General features: G+C 71.6%; 12 protein-coding genes and 2 pseudogenes. 7 read left to right on the forward strand and 7 right to left on the reverse strand.

The window, feature by feature from the left end:
- Positions 1 to 16 precede the first annotated feature (16 nt).
- The 3 genes from C1N81_RS21900 to C1N81_RS21910 all read left to right on the forward strand — a co-directional run bounded on the left by C1N81_RS21900 (position 17) and on the right by C1N81_RS21910 (position 3624).
- On the forward strand, positions 17 to 1192 hold the full coding sequence (locus C1N81_RS21900) for a P1 family peptidase (protein WP_394431639.1): 1176 nt from the start codon (positions 17 to 19) through the stop codon (positions 1190 to 1192).
- Between the two features lie 263 nt (positions 1193 to 1455).
- Complete coding sequence (locus C1N81_RS21905) at positions 1456 to 2631, forward strand: L,D-transpeptidase (RefSeq protein WP_394438140.1); 1176 nt, start codon at positions 1456 to 1458, stop codon at positions 2629 to 2631.
- Positions 2632 to 2838: 207 nt separating this feature from the next.
- Entirely contained in the window at positions 2839 to 3624 is a 786-nt protein-coding gene (locus tag C1N81_RS21910) for a DUF6227 family protein (RefSeq protein WP_394431641.1), read from the forward strand.
- Between the two features lie 52 nt (positions 3625 to 3676).
- Here C1N81_RS21910 and C1N81_RS21915 read toward each other — a convergent pair whose 3' ends face one another.
- The 5 genes from C1N81_RS21915 to C1N81_RS21935 form a co-directional block, all read right to left on the reverse strand.
- On the reverse strand, positions 3677 to 3922 hold the full coding sequence (locus tag C1N81_RS21915) for a hypothetical protein (RefSeq protein ID WP_394431642.1): 246 nt from the start codon (positions 3920 to 3922) through the stop codon (positions 3677 to 3679).
- A gap of 159 nt (positions 3923 to 4081) precedes the next feature.
- Positions 4082 to 6103 (reverse strand): PTS fructose transporter subunit IIABC, encoded by a 2022-nt coding sequence (locus C1N81_RS21920; RefSeq protein ID WP_394431644.1) that lies wholly within the window; start codon positions 6101 to 6103, stop codon positions 4082 to 4084.
- A gap of 94 nt (positions 6104 to 6197) precedes the next feature.
- Positions 6198 to 7196 carry a 1-phosphofructokinase gene (pfkB, locus tag C1N81_RS21925; protein ID WP_394431645.1) on the reverse strand — a complete coding sequence of 333 codons (999 nt, stop codon included), beginning with the start codon at positions 7194 to 7196 and terminating at the stop codon, positions 6198 to 6200.
- Between the two features lie 384 nt (positions 7197 to 7580).
- Positions 7581 to 8342, reverse strand: coding sequence for a DeoR/GlpR family DNA-binding transcription regulator (locus C1N81_RS21930; RefSeq protein ID WP_394431647.1), 762 nt, complete (start codon positions 8340 to 8342; stop codon positions 7581 to 7583).
- A gap of 148 nt (positions 8343 to 8490) precedes the next feature.
- Positions 8491 to 10008, reverse strand: coding sequence for a DHA2 family efflux MFS transporter permease subunit (locus C1N81_RS21935; protein ID WP_394438142.1), 1518 nt, complete (start codon positions 10006 to 10008; stop codon positions 8491 to 8493).
- A gap of 257 nt (positions 10009 to 10265) precedes the next feature.
- On the opposite strand from C1N81_RS21935, the pseudogene C1N81_RS21940 reads away from it, so the two are divergent.
- Positions 10266 to 11254: pseudogene (locus tag C1N81_RS21940) on the forward strand (helix-turn-helix transcriptional regulator).
- A 575-nt stretch (positions 11255 to 11829) separates the two neighbouring features.
- Here the strand turns inward: C1N81_RS21940 and C1N81_RS21945 are convergent.
- Positions 11830 to 12837 carry a sigma-70 family RNA polymerase sigma factor gene (locus C1N81_RS21945; RefSeq protein ID WP_394431649.1) on the reverse strand — a complete coding sequence of 336 codons (1008 nt, stop codon included), beginning with the start codon at positions 12835 to 12837 and terminating at the stop codon, positions 11830 to 11832.
- Between the two features lie 187 nt (positions 12838 to 13024).
- Between C1N81_RS21945 and C1N81_RS21950 the strand changes: the two genes are divergently transcribed.
- Entirely contained in the window at positions 13025 to 13558 is a 534-nt protein-coding gene (locus C1N81_RS21950) for a GNAT family N-acetyltransferase (protein WP_394431651.1), read from the forward strand.
- Between the two features lie 70 nt (positions 13559 to 13628).
- Positions 13629 to 14645 (forward strand): questin oxidase family protein, encoded by a 1017-nt coding sequence (locus tag C1N81_RS21955; protein ID WP_394431653.1) that lies wholly within the window; start codon positions 13629 to 13631, stop codon positions 14643 to 14645.
- Positions 14646 to 14879: 234 nt separating this feature from the next.
- Here the strand turns inward: C1N81_RS21955 and C1N81_RS21960 are convergent, their stop codons facing one another.
- On the reverse strand, positions 14880 to 15641 hold the full coding sequence (locus tag C1N81_RS21960) for a dioxygenase family protein (RefSeq protein WP_394438144.1): 762 nt from the start codon (positions 15639 to 15641) through the stop codon (positions 14880 to 14882).
- Between the two features lie 121 nt (positions 15642 to 15762).
- Between C1N81_RS21960 and C1N81_RS21965 the strand changes: the two are divergent.
- Positions 15763 to 16304 (forward strand): annotated as a pseudogene (locus C1N81_RS21965) (MarR family winged helix-turn-helix transcriptional regulator).
- Positions 16305 to 16317 lie beyond the last annotated feature (13 nt).

A 16317-nucleotide genomic window follows, 5' to 3' on the forward strand; every position in this document is an offset into this window, starting at 1 on the left:
GTGCTACGCATGGTGGATGGCGACAGAGCGAGCACACCCACCGAAGACGACGCCGACGACGGCGGCTACGACTACGCCCAAGCCCACGCCCACGGCGGCAGAAGCCACGGCGGCCTCCGAGACAGCAGCCACGACGGCGGCGCGGCCCTCCCAGGGCGCCCTCACCGACGTGACCGGCCTGCGGGTCGGTCACGCCACCCTCACCGGTGACGGTTTCCTGACCGGGACGACCGTCGTGCTCGCCCCCGAGGGCGGCGCGGTCACCGCCGTCGACGTGCGCGGCGGCGGCCCCGGCACCCGGGAGACCGACGCGCTCGACCCGCGCAACCTGGTGCGGCGCATCGAGGCGATCGTGCTGACCGGCGGCAGCGCGTACGGGCTCGACACGGCGTCCGGCGTGATGGCCTGGCTGGAGGAGGCGGGCCGGGGCGTCCCGGTGGGCGGGCCCGGCAGGGTCGTCCCGGTGGTGCCCGCGGCCTGCGTCTTCGATCTGGGCCGGGGCGGTGACTGGCGGGCCCGTCCCGACGCGGCCACCGGCCGCGCCGCGGTGGAGGCCGCCGCCGCGACGGAGCCGCGCTCGCCGGTGCCGGAGGGCAATGTGGGCGCGGGCACCGGCGCGCTCGTGGGCCGGCTGCGCGGCGGCATCGGCACCGCGTCGGCGGTGCTCGGCTCGGGGATCACGGTGAGCGCGCTGGTGGTGGCCAATGCGGCGGGCTCGGCGTTCGACCCGGCGACCGGCGCGCTGTACGGGGAGTTCTTCGCGGGGCAGGGCCCGGTGACGTACCCCTCCCCCGAAGTCCACGCGGCGGCGACGCACCGCCTCTCCGCGGCAGCCGCGAAGGACCCCGCACCGCCGCTCAACACGACCCTCGCCGTGGTCGCGACCGACGCCGAGTTGAGCCGGGCGCAGGCGCAGAAGATGGCGGGGACGGCGCACGACGGCATCGCGCGGGCCGTGCGGCCGGTGCATCTGCTGAACGACGGCGACACGGTGTTCGCCGTCGCCACCGGAGCCCGGCCGCTGGACGCGGCGAACCCGCTCGCGTTGAACGAGATACTCGCGGCCGGCGCCGACCTCGTGACGCGGGCGATCGTGCGGGCCGTGCGGGCGGCGGAGTCGGTGGACGGCCCCGGCGGCACCTATCTGTCGTACAGCGACCTCTACGGCACCGGGCAGCCGTCGTCCCGATAACCGATGCCCGTACGCGCCCGTGGAGCCCCGTACGCGCCCGTCGAGCGCCGTACGCGCCCGTAGAGCCCCGCGCGGGCCCGTACGTCACAGCGCCATCACCCGCGTAACAGGACTGTCCCTGTGTCCCCGTTCACAGCAAGCGGAAGGAACCTCTCCGGCCGTCCGTGACTCTCTCCACGTACCGGATCAACCAACCGCAACGCCATCAATGGGCCGCAACGCCCAAGAAGGAACAGAAGGAGCAGACCGTGAGAAGGCAGAACATGGCCGTCGCGTGCGCCACTCTCGTCATCGGTGCCCTCACCCTCACGGCCTGCGGCGGCAGCGCCAATGCCGACGACGACAAGCACGGCAAGGACGGTGCGGAGAACGCACCGCAGATCACGATCTCCGCGAAGGACGGTTCGACCGGCGCCTCCATCAACACGACCGGGGTCAAGGTCAGCGAGGGCAGGCTCACCGACGTCAAGATGGTCGAGTCGGCGTCCGGCAAGCAGGTCGCGGGCGCGATAGCCGCAGACGGCACAGCATGGAAGCCGAAGGAGCAGCTGGAGCGCGGCACCAAGTACCGCCTCTCCGCGACCGCGAAGGACGGCGAGGGCCACACCGCCGCCGCCAACTCGATCTTCACGACGGTCTCCAGTGCCAACAGCTTCATCGGCACGTACACGCCGGACAACGGGGCGACGGTCGGCGTGGGCATGCCGGTGTCGTTCACGTTCGACAAGGCGATCACGAACCAGAAGGACGTGCGGTCGCACATCAAGGTCACGTCCAGCAGCGGGCAGCAGGTCGTCGGCCACTGGTTCAACTCCCAGCGCCTGGACTTCCGGCCGCAGGACTACTGGAAGGCCGGCTCCAAGGTCACGATGAAGATCGCGCTCGACGGCGTCGAGGGCGCCAAGGGCATCCATGGCGTGCAGAACAAGACGGTCACCTTCACCGTCGGCCGCAAGCAGGTCTCCACCGTCGACGTGAAGACGCAGCAGATGACGGTCGTGCGCGACGGCCGGACCCTCAAGACGGTGCCGGTGTCGACGGGCAGCGCCGACCACCCGACGTACAACGGCCAGATGGTGATCTCCGAGAAGTTCGTCCAGACGCGGATGAACGGCTCGACGGTCGGCTTCGGCGGCGAGTACGACATCCCGGACGTGCCGCACGCGATGCGCCTGTCGCAGTCCGGCACGTTCATCCACGGCAACTACTGGAGCTCGCCCGGCATCTTCGGCGCCCAGGGCACCAGCCACGGCTGCGTCGGCATGCGCGACGTGAAGGGCGCGGGCGGCGACACGACGGCCAAGTGGTTCTTCGACCAGTCGCTCGTCGGCGACGTCGTGGTCGTCAAGAACTCCCCCGACAAGACGATCTCGCCCGACAACGGCCTCAACGGCTGGAACCTGAGCTGGAGCGAGTGGACGTCGGGCGCCTCCGCCTGAGATGACCGCGGGTAACCGCGCCCTCACCAGGGCGGACGAAAAACCATGACGACACGGGCCGCGCGGGAACCTTCCGCGCGGCCCGCCCGTTGTCAGGACACGTTTCCCAATTGCCGTTCCCGGATTGCGATTTCCCGGACATGATGTCCGAAGCAGGGGCTACGGTATGCACCCACAAGGTGACATGCAGCAATGCCGGGAGGTGCCTTGAGCGTTCCGCACGACTACGAACACGACGCCGTCTCGTCGGCCACAGCCCCCACGTCACCCACGCCCGACGAGCACCTGGCCCAGCTCCTGGGCCGCGCCCTCAACTCGTTCGAACTGCCCGACGAGACCCTGCACCTCCTCGACAGCGCGCTCGCGTACGCCGGTTCCCTGCACTCGGCCCACCACAGCGGCGGCCGCCACCGCGAGACGTACCGGCACACCTGGCTGCTCGCCGACGGCAGTGCGCTCACCCTCTGGGAGCTGGTCCACAACACCGGCCGGGACGGCGCGGAACAGCATGAGGTCTACGTCACCGAGGACGAGCTGCACCTCGCCACCGGCCGACTGCCGCTGCCCCCGGAGGCCACCCCGGACTTCGATCTCCATGCGCCCCTCGCCTCCGTCCAGTTGACCGCGGTCCCACCGGAGCGGCACCGTTTCGGCCCCGCCGACCCGGACAGCTCCGTCGATCACGCGCGCCGGCTGCTGCGCCGTGCGGAGAACCCGGACCCGTCGACCAGGCCGGGCCCCGGCACGGCCCGGCTGCTGCGGGACGCGTGCGCGCACCAGATCACGCAGGCGTTCGGCCGCCGCGTCAGCCAGGGGTTCGCGCTGTACGAGCACGCGTTCTTACTGCGGGACGGGGACGAGGTCAGCCTGTGGGAGGTCGAGCACACGGCGACGCCGGACGGCCGCCACATGTGCGAGGTCTACGCGACCCAGGACGAGGCCCGCACGGCGATCGAACACCGGGCGGCGGCGAAGCGCCGGACCAGCGCCTGACGCACGTACGCCTGAAGCCCGTTCACAAGCGTTCAGCAGCCGGGGCGCGGACTCAGCTCCGGCCGAACTGCCGTACGAGCCCGGCGAACGCGTCCTGCTCGTCGGCCGTCAGCGGAGCCGACTCCGCCGCCGGGGCCTGCGACTGCTTCGGCAGCACACCCAGCGGCAACCGCGCCGTCTCGGGCGGCGCGAAGGCCACGATGCGCACCAGTCGGACCAGACCGACCACCCATGCCACCGTGGCGACCGCGAGAATCGCCAGGCCTATCTGCTGAAGGATCGACGCGTGCTCAGGCATGCCCACCAGTGAACACCACGCTCCGGGCCTTTGGGCCCGGACCGTGATGTATCTCGCAGGAACGGACAGTTAGTGCCTTACCGGCGGTATTGGCCGTACCAGCTGGAGTGAACTGGAGTGGCTGGAGTGGCGTATAGGCCTTGGTGGCCGATACGCCCCTTACGCGGCAGCCGGGACCTTGGCCCCATCAGCCGCGGACGCCTCGCCCGCACCGGTTCCCTGCGCCGTCTCCGGCGCCGCCTTGCGCATGCCCTTCAGGACGACGACCAGCGCGGCCGCGACCCCGACACCGGCGGCGACCGCGATCAGGTAGAGGAACGGGCTGCCGATCAGCGGGACCACGAAGATGCCGCCGTGCGGGGCGCGCAGGGTGCAGCCGAAGGCCATGGACAGGGCGCCGGTGACCGCGCCGCCCGCCATGGACGCGGGGATGACGCGCAGCGGGTCGGCCGCGGCGAACGGGATCGCGCCCTCGGTGATGAAGGACGCGCCGAGCACCCACGCCGCCTTGCCGTTCTCCCGCTCGGCCTTGGTGAAGAGCTTGCCGCGCACGGTGGTGGCGAGCGCCATGGCCAGCGGCGGGACCATGCCCGCGGCCATCGCCGCCGCCATGACCTTGAGCGAACCGTCCGTCGGGTTGGCGAGGCCGCCGACCGCGAAGGCGTAAGCGACCTTGTTGAGCGGGCCGCCCAGGTCGAAACACATCATCAGGCCGAGGATCACGCCGAGGACGATCGCGTTGGCGCCGGACAGGGAGTTGAGCCAGTCCGTCAGCGCGCTCTGGAGGGAGGCGATCGGCTTGCCGATCACCACGAACATCAGAAAGCCGACGGCAATCGAGGAGAGCAGCGGAATCACGACGACCGGCATGATGCCGCGCAGCACGGCCGGCACGTTCACCTTCTGGATCGCCATGACGACACCGCCCGCGATGAGCCCTGCGGCGAGACCGCCGAGGAACCCCGCGTCGACGGTGAGCGCGATCGAACCGCCGACGAAGCCCGGCACGAGACCCGGCCGGTCCGCCATGCCGTACGCGATGTAGCCCGCGAGGACCGGGACGAGGAAGGCGAACGCCGCCTGGCCGGTGTAGAAGAGCAGCGCGGCCCAGCTGGTCGTGGAGCCCCAGTCGAAGCTGTCGAGGAGGGTCTCGACCTTGACGTCCGCGACTTCGTAGCCGCCGATCGCGAATCCGAGCGCGATGAGCAGCCCGCCCGCCGCCACGAACGGGACCATGTAACTGACGCCCGACATCAACCACTTGCGGAGCTTTGTGCCGTAACCGTCCTGGGAGTCGCCAGAGTTTTCCACAGGTGTGGATGACGCGGCGTCGCCCGACGGGGCCGTCGTCGCCTCGCCGCGGGCCGCCTTTTCGCGTACCTCCGCGATCAGGGCGGCGGGGCGGTTGATGCCTGCCTTCACGCCGACGTCGACCGTGGGCTTTCCGGCGAAGCGGTCCCGCTCGCGGACCGGGACGTCGTGGGCGAAGATCACGCCGTCCGCCGCGGCGATCACCTCCGGTGCGAGGCGGGTGAAGCCGGCCGAGCCCTGGGTCTCCACCACCAGTTCGACGCCGTCGGTGTCGCGGGCGGTGTTCTCCAGGGACTCGGCGGCCATGTAGGTGTGGGCGATGCCGGTGGGGCAGGAGGTGACGGCGACGATCCTGAACGGGCCGTTCTCCGCCGTCGTGGGAGTCTCCTCCGGCTGGGCGGATTCCGGTTCCACGGGCGCCGGGGCCGGATCGTCGCCGCGGATCAGGGACGCCGTGTGCTCCGCGTCCGTCGCCGCGCGCAGCGATGCCTTGAAGTCCTCGTCCATCAGCTGCCGGGCGAGGGCGGAGAGGATCGTGAGGTGGGCGTCGTCGGCGCCGGCCGGGGCCGCGATCAGGAAGATCAGGTCGGCGGGGCCGTCCGGGGCGCCGAAGTCGATGCCGTGGGCGGCGCGGCCGAACGCGAGTGTGGGCTCGGTGACGTGCGCGCTGCGGCAGTGCGGGATGCCGATGCCGCCGTCGAGGCCGGTCGGCATCTGGGCCTCGCGGGCCGCGACATCGGCGAGGAAACCGTCCAGGTCGGTGACGCGGCCCAAAGCCACCATGCGCTGCGCCAAGGAGCGGGCGGCCTCGGTCTTGGTCTGGGCGGACAGGTCGAGGTCGACCAGTTCCGCGGTGATCATCTCCGTCATCGCGGGCTCCTAGGGTGCGGGGTGAGGAGTGAGAGGAGGGTGAGGGGTGAGAGGAGGGTGAGGTGAGAAGGGGAGGCGGTGTGGGGCGGGGGGTTCATCGCGGCGCCGGTTCCGGCGCCGGTTCCGACACCGGTTCCGACATCGGTTCCGTCACCGGTTCCGTCAACGGGCGGTCCAGCGGGAGTTCCGCCGTCAGCGTCACCGCCGTCGGGTCCAGGTCCGCCGGTGTCGGCATCGCGCTGCCCGGCAGTTGCACGGCCGCCGCGCCGTGGGCGACCGCCGATGCCAGCGCGGCCGGGCCCTCGCCGCCCGCGATGAGGAAGCCGGCCAGGGAGGAGTCGCCGGCGCCGACGTTGCTCCGTACGGCGTCGACCGGGGCGCTCGCGAACCAGGCGCCCGCCGCGTCGACGAGGAGCTGCCCGTCCGCGCCGAGCGAGGCGAGGACGGCGCCCGCGCCCAGGTCACGCAGCTCCTCCGCCGCCTTGACCGCGTCGCCGACCGTGGCGAGCGGGCGTCCGACGGCCTCGGCGAGCTCCTCGGCGTTGGGCTTCACCACGTCGGGGCGTTCGCGCAGGGCGGCGAGCAGCGCGGGCCCGGACGTGTCGAGCGCGATCCGGGCGCCCGCCTCGTGCGCGCGGGCCACCAACTCCGCGTACCAGGAGGGTGCGAGGCCGCGCGGGAGGCTGCCGCAGCAGGCGATCCAGGCGGCGCCGGACGAGCGTGCGCCGATGACGCCGAGGAACGCCTCCGCCTCCGACGCCGACAGTTCGGGGCCCGGCGCGTTGATCTTCGTGAGGGTGCCGTCGGGTTCGGCGAGGGCGATGTTCGACCGGGTCTGCCCCGCGACCGGCACCGGGGCGACCTCGATGCCCTGTTCGGCCAGGAGCTCGGCGACCAGGGCCCCGGGCGCGCCACCCAACGGCAGCACGGCCAGGGTGGGGACGCCGGCGGCGGCGACCGCGCGGGAGACGTTGACACCCTTGCCGCCCGGGTCGACCCGCTCGCCGCTGGCGCGCACGATCTCACCGCGGTCGAGCCCGGGGAGCTCGTAGGTGCGGTCGAGGGAGGGGTTGGGGGTGACGGTGAGAATCATGCCGCGGTCGCCGTTCCGGTACGGGGGTGTGCTGGTGGGGTGTGGGGGGCGGGGCTCGGGTGCAGGCTCGGGTGCGGGGCAGAACCCCTGCGCGGGGTGAGGTCCCTGTGCGGGGCGGGGCCCGTGTGCGATCCGGAGCCCCTGTGCATGGCGGGGCCCGTGTGCATGGCGGGGCCTGTGAGCGGTGCGGCGCCCGTGTGCATGGCGGGGCCCGTGTGCGAGGCGGGACCCGTGTGCGGGGCAGGGCCCGAGTGCGGGCCAGGGCCGCGTACGAGGCGGGGCCCACGTAGGGGCCAGGGCCCACGTACGGGGCGGGGCCCGCGCCAGGAGCCGCGTACGGGTCACGGCTCGTATGCAAAGCGGGGCTCGCACCCATGACCGGGCTCACGTGCGGAGCACCTCCGTGCCGGTCGCCTCGATCGCCGTGGCCGTCTCCGGGGTCAGGCCCTCGTCCGTGATCAGCAGGTCGACCTGGGCCAGGTCGGCGAAGCGGGCGAAGTGTTCCTGGCCGAACTTGCCCGAGTCCGCGAGCAGCACGACCCGGCGGGCCGCGGCGACGGCGGCGCGTTTCACGGCGGCCTCGGCGAGGTCGGGGGTGGTGAGACCGGCCTCGGCGGAGAATCCGTTGGCCGCGAGGAAGACGACGTCCGCGCGGATCTCACCGTAGGCGCGGAGCGCCCACGCGTCGACGGCGGCACGGGTGCGGTGGCGGACCCGGCCGCCGATGAGGTGGAGCTGGATGCCGGGGTGGTCGGCGAGGCGCGCCGCGGTCGGCAACGAGTGCGTGACGGCGGTGAGTTCGGAGTCCAGCGGCAGCGCGGCGGCGAGCCGGGCCACCGTCGAACCGGCGTCGAGGATGACGCTGCCCTCGGCCGGCAGTTCGGCGAGGGCGGCGCGCGCGATGCGGCCCTTCTGATCGGCGGCGGTCGACTCGCGCTCGGCGAGGTCGGGCTCGAAGTCGAGCCGCCCGGCGGGGATGGCGCCGCCGTGGACGCGGCGTACGAGTCCGGCCCGGTCCAGGGCCTTCAGGTCGCGCCGGACGGTTTCGGCGGTGACCTGGAACAGCTCGGCGAGCGACAGCACGTCGACCCGGCCGCCGTCGCGGGCGAGGCGGAGGATCTCCTGCTGGCGCTCCGGTGCGTACATGCCCGTTTACCTGTGCCTTCACTGCCGCGTACGGACGACTGATGCCCGAACCTGTTGCTTTACCGGGAGCGTACGGCCACGTCTCGGGAAAGTAAACAGGTTCGGGCATCAGTCAGACACAAACAGGCATCCAGCGGCGCGAACCGCGTCAGCCGACCAGCTGCGATTCCGGCTCCGTCTCGGGCGCGGGCCTGGGCGCGGACTCGGGCTCGGGCTCCCGCTCCTGCGCGTCGGAGGTGTTCGCCGAATCCCCCGACTCCCCCGACGCCCCCGCCGCCCCCGCCGCCCCCGCCACCGCCGGCCTACGCGGCAGCGCGAACATCAGCGCGAAGATACCGACGAGGATGCCCGCCGCCCACAGCAGCGAGCTGTGGAACCCGTCGATGAAGGCGGCGTTGCCCGCGCCCCGCTTCATGTGGTCCTCGACGACGTTGAAGAAGATCACCGAGACGAGGCTGAGGCCGAGCGCGTTGCCCATCTGCATCACCGTGTTGATCAGCCCGGACGCCGAACCGGCGTGCTCGCGCGGCACCTCGGAGAGCACCGCGTCCGTCAGCGGGGCGACGATCAGGCCCATGCCGAGCCCCATCACGACGAGCGGCAGCGCCATCTGCCAGGAGGCGATGGAGAGGCCGTAGTGCCCGGACTCCCACACGTAGATCAGCACACCCGCGGCCATCGTCAGCGCGCCTGCCTGCAGCACCTTGCGGCCGAAGCGCGGCACGAGCTTCTGGACGGAGATCCCGGCGGCGACGGAGACGGCTATCGAGAACGGCACCCCGGTCAGACCGGCCCGCAGCGCGCTCCAGCCGAGGCCGAGCTGCATGTAGAGCGTCCAGGTCAGGAAGAAGACGCCGGTCGTGACGCCGAAGACGGTCTGGACGGCGATGCCCGCGGCGAAGCTCTTGACCTTGAAGAGGGAGAGTTCGATGAGCGGCGACCCGTCGCGCCGCGCCTTCGCCTTCTCGTACGCGACGAGCACAACGACGATCACGACCGACGCGGCCATCATCACGTACCCCCAGACCGGCCAGCCGTTCTCGCGGCCCTGGGTGAGCGGGTAGACGAGCGCCAGCATGGCGAGGGTGACGAGGACGACGCCGACAAGGTCCAGCTTGAGCGCGGTCGGTGCCTTCGACTCGCTGATCACGCGCGAGCCGAGGATGAGCGCCGCGATGCCGACGGGCAGGTTGATGAGGAAGATCGGGCGCCATTCGAGGCCGAACAGGTTCCATTCGGTCAGCAGCGCGCCGAGCAGCGGGCCCGTGACGGCACCCAGGCCGACGATCGCGCCGAACAGGCCGAAGACCTTGCCTCGTTCGTGCGCCGGGAACGTCGCGTGGACGATCGACAGGACCTGCGGCACCATCAGCGCCGCCATGCCGCCCTGGAGGATGCGGGAGGCGACCAGCATCTCCGGGTTCGCGGCGAGACCGCACAGCGCGGAGGCCACGGTGAACCCGGCGATGCCGAGCAGGAAGAGCCGCTTGCGGCCGAAGATGTCACCGAGCCGCCCGCCCGTGATGAGCAGCGCCGCGAAGGCCAGCGCGTAACCGGCGGTGATCCACTGGATCTGGCCGGTGGAGGCGCCCTCGTCGTGCTGGATGGTGGGCAGGGCGACGTTGACGATCGTGACGTCGACGAGGTCCATGAACGCGGCGACCATCACGATCGCGAGGGCGAACCAGCGCCGGCGGTCGTGCGGGCGGGCGACGTCTGCGGCGGCCCCGGTCTCTGCCGCGATCCCGGTCCCGGTCTCTGCCGCGATCCCGGTCCCAGTCTCTGCCGCTGCCTCGGTCTCTGTGGCGGGCTCTATGTCTGTCGCCGCCGCGGGGTCGGTGGGCGAGCTCGGTGAAGTCATGTGAGGAACCTAGAGGCGATGTAGGTCAGATCGTGTCCCACATCTACGGCAGTCTTACGGCCATGACGACGACCAGTACGGACACCCCGGCCCGGTTGCTCCATCTCCTCTCCCTCCTCCAGACCCCGCGCGAATGGCCCGGCGGCGAACTCGCCGACCGGCTCGGCGTCTCGCGGCGCACCGTGCGCCGCGACATCGACCGGCTGCGCGACCTCGGCTACCCCGTCCAGGCGTCCATGGGGGCCGACGGGGGCTACCGGCTGATCGCGGGCAAGGCACTGCCGCCGCTCGTCCTCGACGACGAGGAGGCCGTCGCGATAGCCGTGGGGCTGCGGGCCGGCGCCGGGCACGCGGTCGACGGCATCGAAGAGGCGTCCGTGCGGGCACTCGCCAAGCTGGAGCAGGTCCTGCCGTCGCGCCTGCGCCATCGCGTCAGCACGCTCCAGGCCGCGACCATCCCGCTGACCTCGGGCGACGGCGCCACCATCGCGCCCGAGACCCTGACCGTGCTCGCCTCCGCCGCCGCGGGCACGGAACGGCTCCGCTTCCACTACCGCGCCGCCGACGGTACGGAGACGCGCCGCCTCGTCGAACCCCTGCGGCTCGTCTCCACCGGGCGCCGCTGGTACCTCGTCGCCTACGACATCGATCGCGACGCCTGGCGGACGTTCCGGGTCGACCGGGTGACGGAACCGTTCGCCACCGGGGCGCGGTTCGCTCCGCGGGAAGTGCCGGAAGGCGACGCGGCGGAGTACCTCCGGCGGTCCATGGAAGCGCGGGGCGGGGCGGCGTACGAGGTCGAGGTGGAGTTCTCGGCGACCGTCGAGGAGGTGGCGGCGAAGGTGCCGCCGGGGGTGGGGCGGCCCGAACGGTTGCCCGGGGCGAGGGGTGTCGGCTCCGGGCGACCGCGGCGGGCCCCGTGGAGTGGATGGCGGTTCGTCTGGCCATGACGGGGCTCGACTTCCGCGTACGGGGGCCTGCGGCGCTGGTTCGGGCGGTGCGGGAGTTGGGGGATCGGCTGACCCGGGCGTCCGGGGACGCGGCCCCCTGACCCCCTGCCGCGCCACGCCCCATCACCGCTCGCCCAGTCCCCCGCACCCCCAGAACGCGCACTGCCGTCTCTCGACTGCGGCACCATCGTGGCTGGTCGCGCAGTTCCCCGCGCCCCCGAGATGCGCACTACGTGCGCCATCTCAAGGGGCGCGGCATAGGCGTGCGCCCCCTGCAGCACACCGGAGGGGAAGGCGCGGCGAAGCCGCAAGCCTTCAGGGGCGCGAGGAACTGCGCGAGCAACCACCACGGCGGCGCACCCTTGAGGGGCGCGGGGAACTGCGCGACAAGCCCCGCGGCGCCGCGCCTCAAAAAACAACCCGCCGAGGCACCCCCTCAGGGGCGCGAGGAACTGCGCGACCAGCCACCACGGCGCTGCGCCTCAAAAAACAGCCCACCGGGGCACCCCCACAAGGGGCGCGGGGAACTGCGCGACCAGCCACCACGGCGCCGCGCCCGAAGAACCGGCCCCCGGCACACCGGCACACTGGCACAAGCACAAGCCCCCTAAACCCGGACAGCCCGCGCAGCGAACCGCGCGGGCCGATCGATGTCCAGCTCCCCGAAGGGCAACCGCTACGCGGCCGCGTCGAACCCCGTGTCGCGGGCCAACTTCTTCAGCTCGAGAAGAGCGTGCTTCTCGATCTGCCGGATGCGCTCACGCGTGAGCCCGTGCTCCTTGCCGACCTCGGTGAGCGTCCGCTCGCGCCCGTCCTCGATCCCGTACCGCATCTTGATGATGGAGGCGGTGCGCTGGTCGAGCCGGCCGATGAGGTCGTCCAGTTCTTCGGAGCGGAGGAGGGTCAGGACGGACTGCTCCGGCGATACGGCGGAGGTGTCCTCGAGGAGGTCACCGAACTGGGTGTCGCCCTCGTCGTCCACGGACATGTTGAGCGAGACCGGGTCGCGGGCCCAGTCGAGGACGTCGACGACGCGCTCGGGCTTGGTGTCGAGCTCGGCGGCGATCTCCTCGGGCTCCGGGTCCCGCCCGTTCTTCCGGTTGAACTCGCGCTGGACGCGCCGGATGCGGCCGAGCTCCTCCACGAGGTGGACGGGGAGCCGGATCGTACGGGACTGGTCGGCGATGGAACGGGTGATGGCCTGGCGGATCCACCACGTGGCGTACGTGGAGAACTTGAAGCCCTTGCGGTAGTCGAACTTCTCGACCGCGCGCACCAGGCCCGCGTTCCCCTCCTGGATCAGGTCGAGCAGAGGAAGGCCGCTGCGCGGGTAGCGGCGGGCGACCGCCACGACCAGGCGGAGGTTGGACCGGATGAAGACGTCCTTGGCCTTCTCGGCCTCGGCGACGAGCGCCTCCAGCTCCTCGCGGGACGCCTCGACGGCGGCCTTGCTGTCGGTGACCTCTCCGTCGAGGATCTGCTGGGCGTAGACGCCCGCCTCGATGGTCTGGGAGAGGTCGACTTCCTTTGCGGCGTCGAGCAGCGGTGTACGCGCTATCTCGTCGAGGTACATGCCGACCAGGTCGCGGTCGGCGATCTCCCCGCCTACGGCGCGAACACTGCGTGCCGCGTCAGTCTCGCCGGAGGCGGCGGACTTACGACGGGCTACGGCACGGGTTGCCATGCGTGCTCCCTTGCGATGGTAGGTCGGCATTGGGCTTGGCCGGACGGCTCACACCCTCCCGGGTGCCCTGCATCTGATGGAAACAACGACTGGAATCCGGACAGAATTCCCAACTGGCCCCAACATTTTTGTGATCATGCAGTACCCTGTGCCGCCACGCGGCGCACGAAGGAGAGGCGAGTTGCGGTTGAGGTCCACAGAGGTGCAGGTCAGGCCGGGAGTCGAGGGCGACCTCACGGCTCTCACGAACCTCTACAACCACTACGTACGTGAGACGCCGATCACTTTCGACACGGCCGTCTTCACCCCGGAAGAGCGACGTCCTTGGCTGCTCTCCCACCCTGAAGACGGCCCGTACCGTCTGATGGTTGCGCAGGACGTACGGAACGGGACCTTCGGCCCACTGCTCGGATACGCCACGTCCAGCCCCTTCCGCGCCAAAGCCGCGTACGACACCTCGGTCGAGGTCACCGTCTACTGCGCCCCGGACGCGGGCGGCCGCGGCGTCGGCACTCTTCTCTACGACGCCCTCTTCGACGCCCTCGCCGGTGAGGACCTGCACCGCGCGTACGCGGGCATCGCCCTGCCCAACGAGGCCTCGGTCCGCCTCCATACCCGCTTCGGCTTCACTCATGTCGGCACGTACCGCGAGGTCGGCCGCAAGTTCGGCTCCTATTGGGACGTCGCCTGGTACGAGAAGGAACTACACCCACGGGACTAGGCCCCGGCCGGGGCCGGCCTACGGCCACGGACCGTTACGCCGCGTGCACGGCCCGCCTACCGTCGGCTCCATGGACGACGACACGACTGGCACCCTCGACGAAGCCCTCCTGCGACTGCACAGGACCGGGCCCGAGTTCGACGGCTGGCTCAGCAATCACGGGCCGATGGCCGTCGAGTCCCTCGTACGCGGCGGGCAGGCGCCCCGCGTGCACCGCTGGCTCGACCACTACGAGCGGCGCCTCGACGACATGCCCGCGCGGACCCTCCCCCTCCGCGACGACGACTGGCGGTCCGCCCTCGGTGACCCGCGCCGCCTCGCCGACTGGATCGCCCACTTCGAACGCGCCCTCGCCGAACACCCCTGGCGCGACGTGCTCGCCACCTGGTGGCCCCGGCTGCTCCCCGGCATCGCCGCGGGCGCCACACACGGGGTGATCCGGGTCGGCCACGCCGTACGTACGCTGCTGACGGCCGAGCCGACCGAGCCCCGCCTCGCCGAACTCGCCCACGGCCTCGGCTACTGGGCCGCCCGCCACCAGCCGCTGCCGCCGCTGACCGCGCTCCCCTCCGCGCCGGACGCGCCGTCCGCCCTCGACGCGGTGCCGCTCGTCCCCGACCAGAGCGGGGGCATCGTCGCCCGGCTCGACCAGCTCACCGCCCTCCCCGCGTGGGCGGCCGGGCCGGTCGATCCGGACGCGACGCGCGAACGGCTCGGGGAACTGGTTGCCGCGGCGGTCCACCGTTACGCGACGCACGCGCACGGCAACCCCGTGATGCTCGTTCACGCGGCGACCGCCCCGAACGCGGTCCTGCGCACGCTGCCCGCGCTGCCCCGCGCACTCTGGGCCGCGTCCTTGGAGGCTGCCTGGGCGGCGAGCGCGGCGGTGACGGCGGCGTACGCGCCGCCTGGTGTGGCAGCCCCCTCCGTACCCGGCGCTTCGGTGTCCCCGGAGGAGGTGTTCGCCCTGGCGGCGGTGCACGGTGACGATCACGCGATCAAGTTCACGGACACGGCGCTCGATGTCGCCGACCCGGCAGCGCTGGCCGCGGCGGAGCGGGCCCTCCGCCTGATCGAGCCGGTCTGAGGTCTCGTCGGAGTCAGCGAGCCGGTGGGGGCTGGTCGCGCAGTTCCCCGCGCCCCTGAAATGCGCAGTACGTGCACCATTCCAGCGCCACGCCCCACAGGGCCTCGTTCCTCGGAGCGCGCGCCCTACGGAGAAGGCGCGGCGAAGCCGCATGCCTTCAGGGGCGCGGGGAACTGCGCGACCAGCCACGACGGCGCCGCACTCAACCGACCACCCGCCCGTCAACCCCACCGGTCACCCGAACTGCACGGACCTCTTCGCCAGCCCCATCCAGAACCCCTCGATCACCGCCCGCTGCGCCCCCAGTTCCCCAAACGCATCCGCCGCCCCCATAGCCACAAACAGCGGAGCAAAGTGCTCCGTACGCGGATGAGCCAGCCCCCCAGCGGGAGAGGCATGCGCGAAGTCGAGGAGCCCGTCGACATCCCCTGCGTCGAGCGCCCGCTGCCCCCAGTCGTCGAACTCCGCGGACCACGACGGAATGCCGCCCTGCCGCAGCGCCGCGAGGTTGTGCGTGAAGAACCCTGAGCCGATGATCAGCACGCCCTCGTCCCGGAGCGGAGCGAGCCGGCGGCCGATGTCCATGAGTTTCTGCGGGTCGAGCGTCGGCATGGAGACCTGGAGGACGGGGATGTCGGCGTCCGGGTACATCTCGACGAGCGGAACGTACGCGCCGTGGTCGAGCCCGCGATCGGGCACGTCCTGCACCGGGGTGCCCGGGGCGCGCAGCAGTTTCCGTACGGAGTCCGCGAGTTCGGGCGCGCCGGGGGCGGCGTAGCGCACCTGGTAGTAGTGCTCGGGGAAGCCCCAGAAGTCGTAGACGAGCGGCACTGTCACGGTGGCGCCGAGGGCGAGCGGGGCCTCTTCCCAGTGCGCGGAGACGACCAGGACGGCCTTGGGTCGCGGCAGGTCGGCGGACCAGGCGGCGAGTTGTCCCGGCCACAGGGCGTCGTCGGCGAGCGGCGGGGCGCCGTGGCTCAGGTAGAGCGCGGGCATGCGCTCCGGTGCGGGTGCGGTGGACACGGCGGCAACCTCCTTGAACTTTCAAGCTCTAGGTACTGCCAAAGTAACCGTTGTTTGTTTAATATTCAAGGAGGAGGTCCTTACGATGGTGGCGATGAAACACACCGAGAACCAGAGCGAGTACGACGAGCGGGGCGGACAGGCCGTCCAAGGCGCCGGCAAGTGGCTCAGCGCCGACGAGCAGCAGGTCTGGCGCGCCTATCTCCACGCCACCACGCTCCTTGAGGACCACCTCGACCGGCAGTTGCAGCGCGACGCGAAGATGCCGCACATCTACTTCGGCCTGCTGGTCCAGCTCAGCGAGGCCCCGAAGCGGCGGCTGCGGATGACGGAGCTGGCGATGAGCGCCAAGATCACCCGTTCCCGCCTGTCGCACGCGGTCGCCCGCCTGGAGAAGAACGGGTGGGTGCGGCGCGAGGACTGCCCCTCGGACAAGCGCGGCCAGTTCGCTGTCCTGACGGACGCGGGCCTGGAGGTTCTGAAGGAGACGGCCCCGGACACGTGTCAGCGGTCCGTCAGGCCCTCTTCGACCGGCTCACCCCCGAACAGCAGAAGTCCCTCGGCGAGATCATGCGGATCGTCGCCGAGGGACTTCAGCCGAAGGAGGCGGGGGCGGACCTTCCCTGGCTCAGGTGAGGTCCGGCCCACC

The sequence above is a fragment of the Streptomyces sp. SGAir0957 genome, assembly GCF_043523415.1.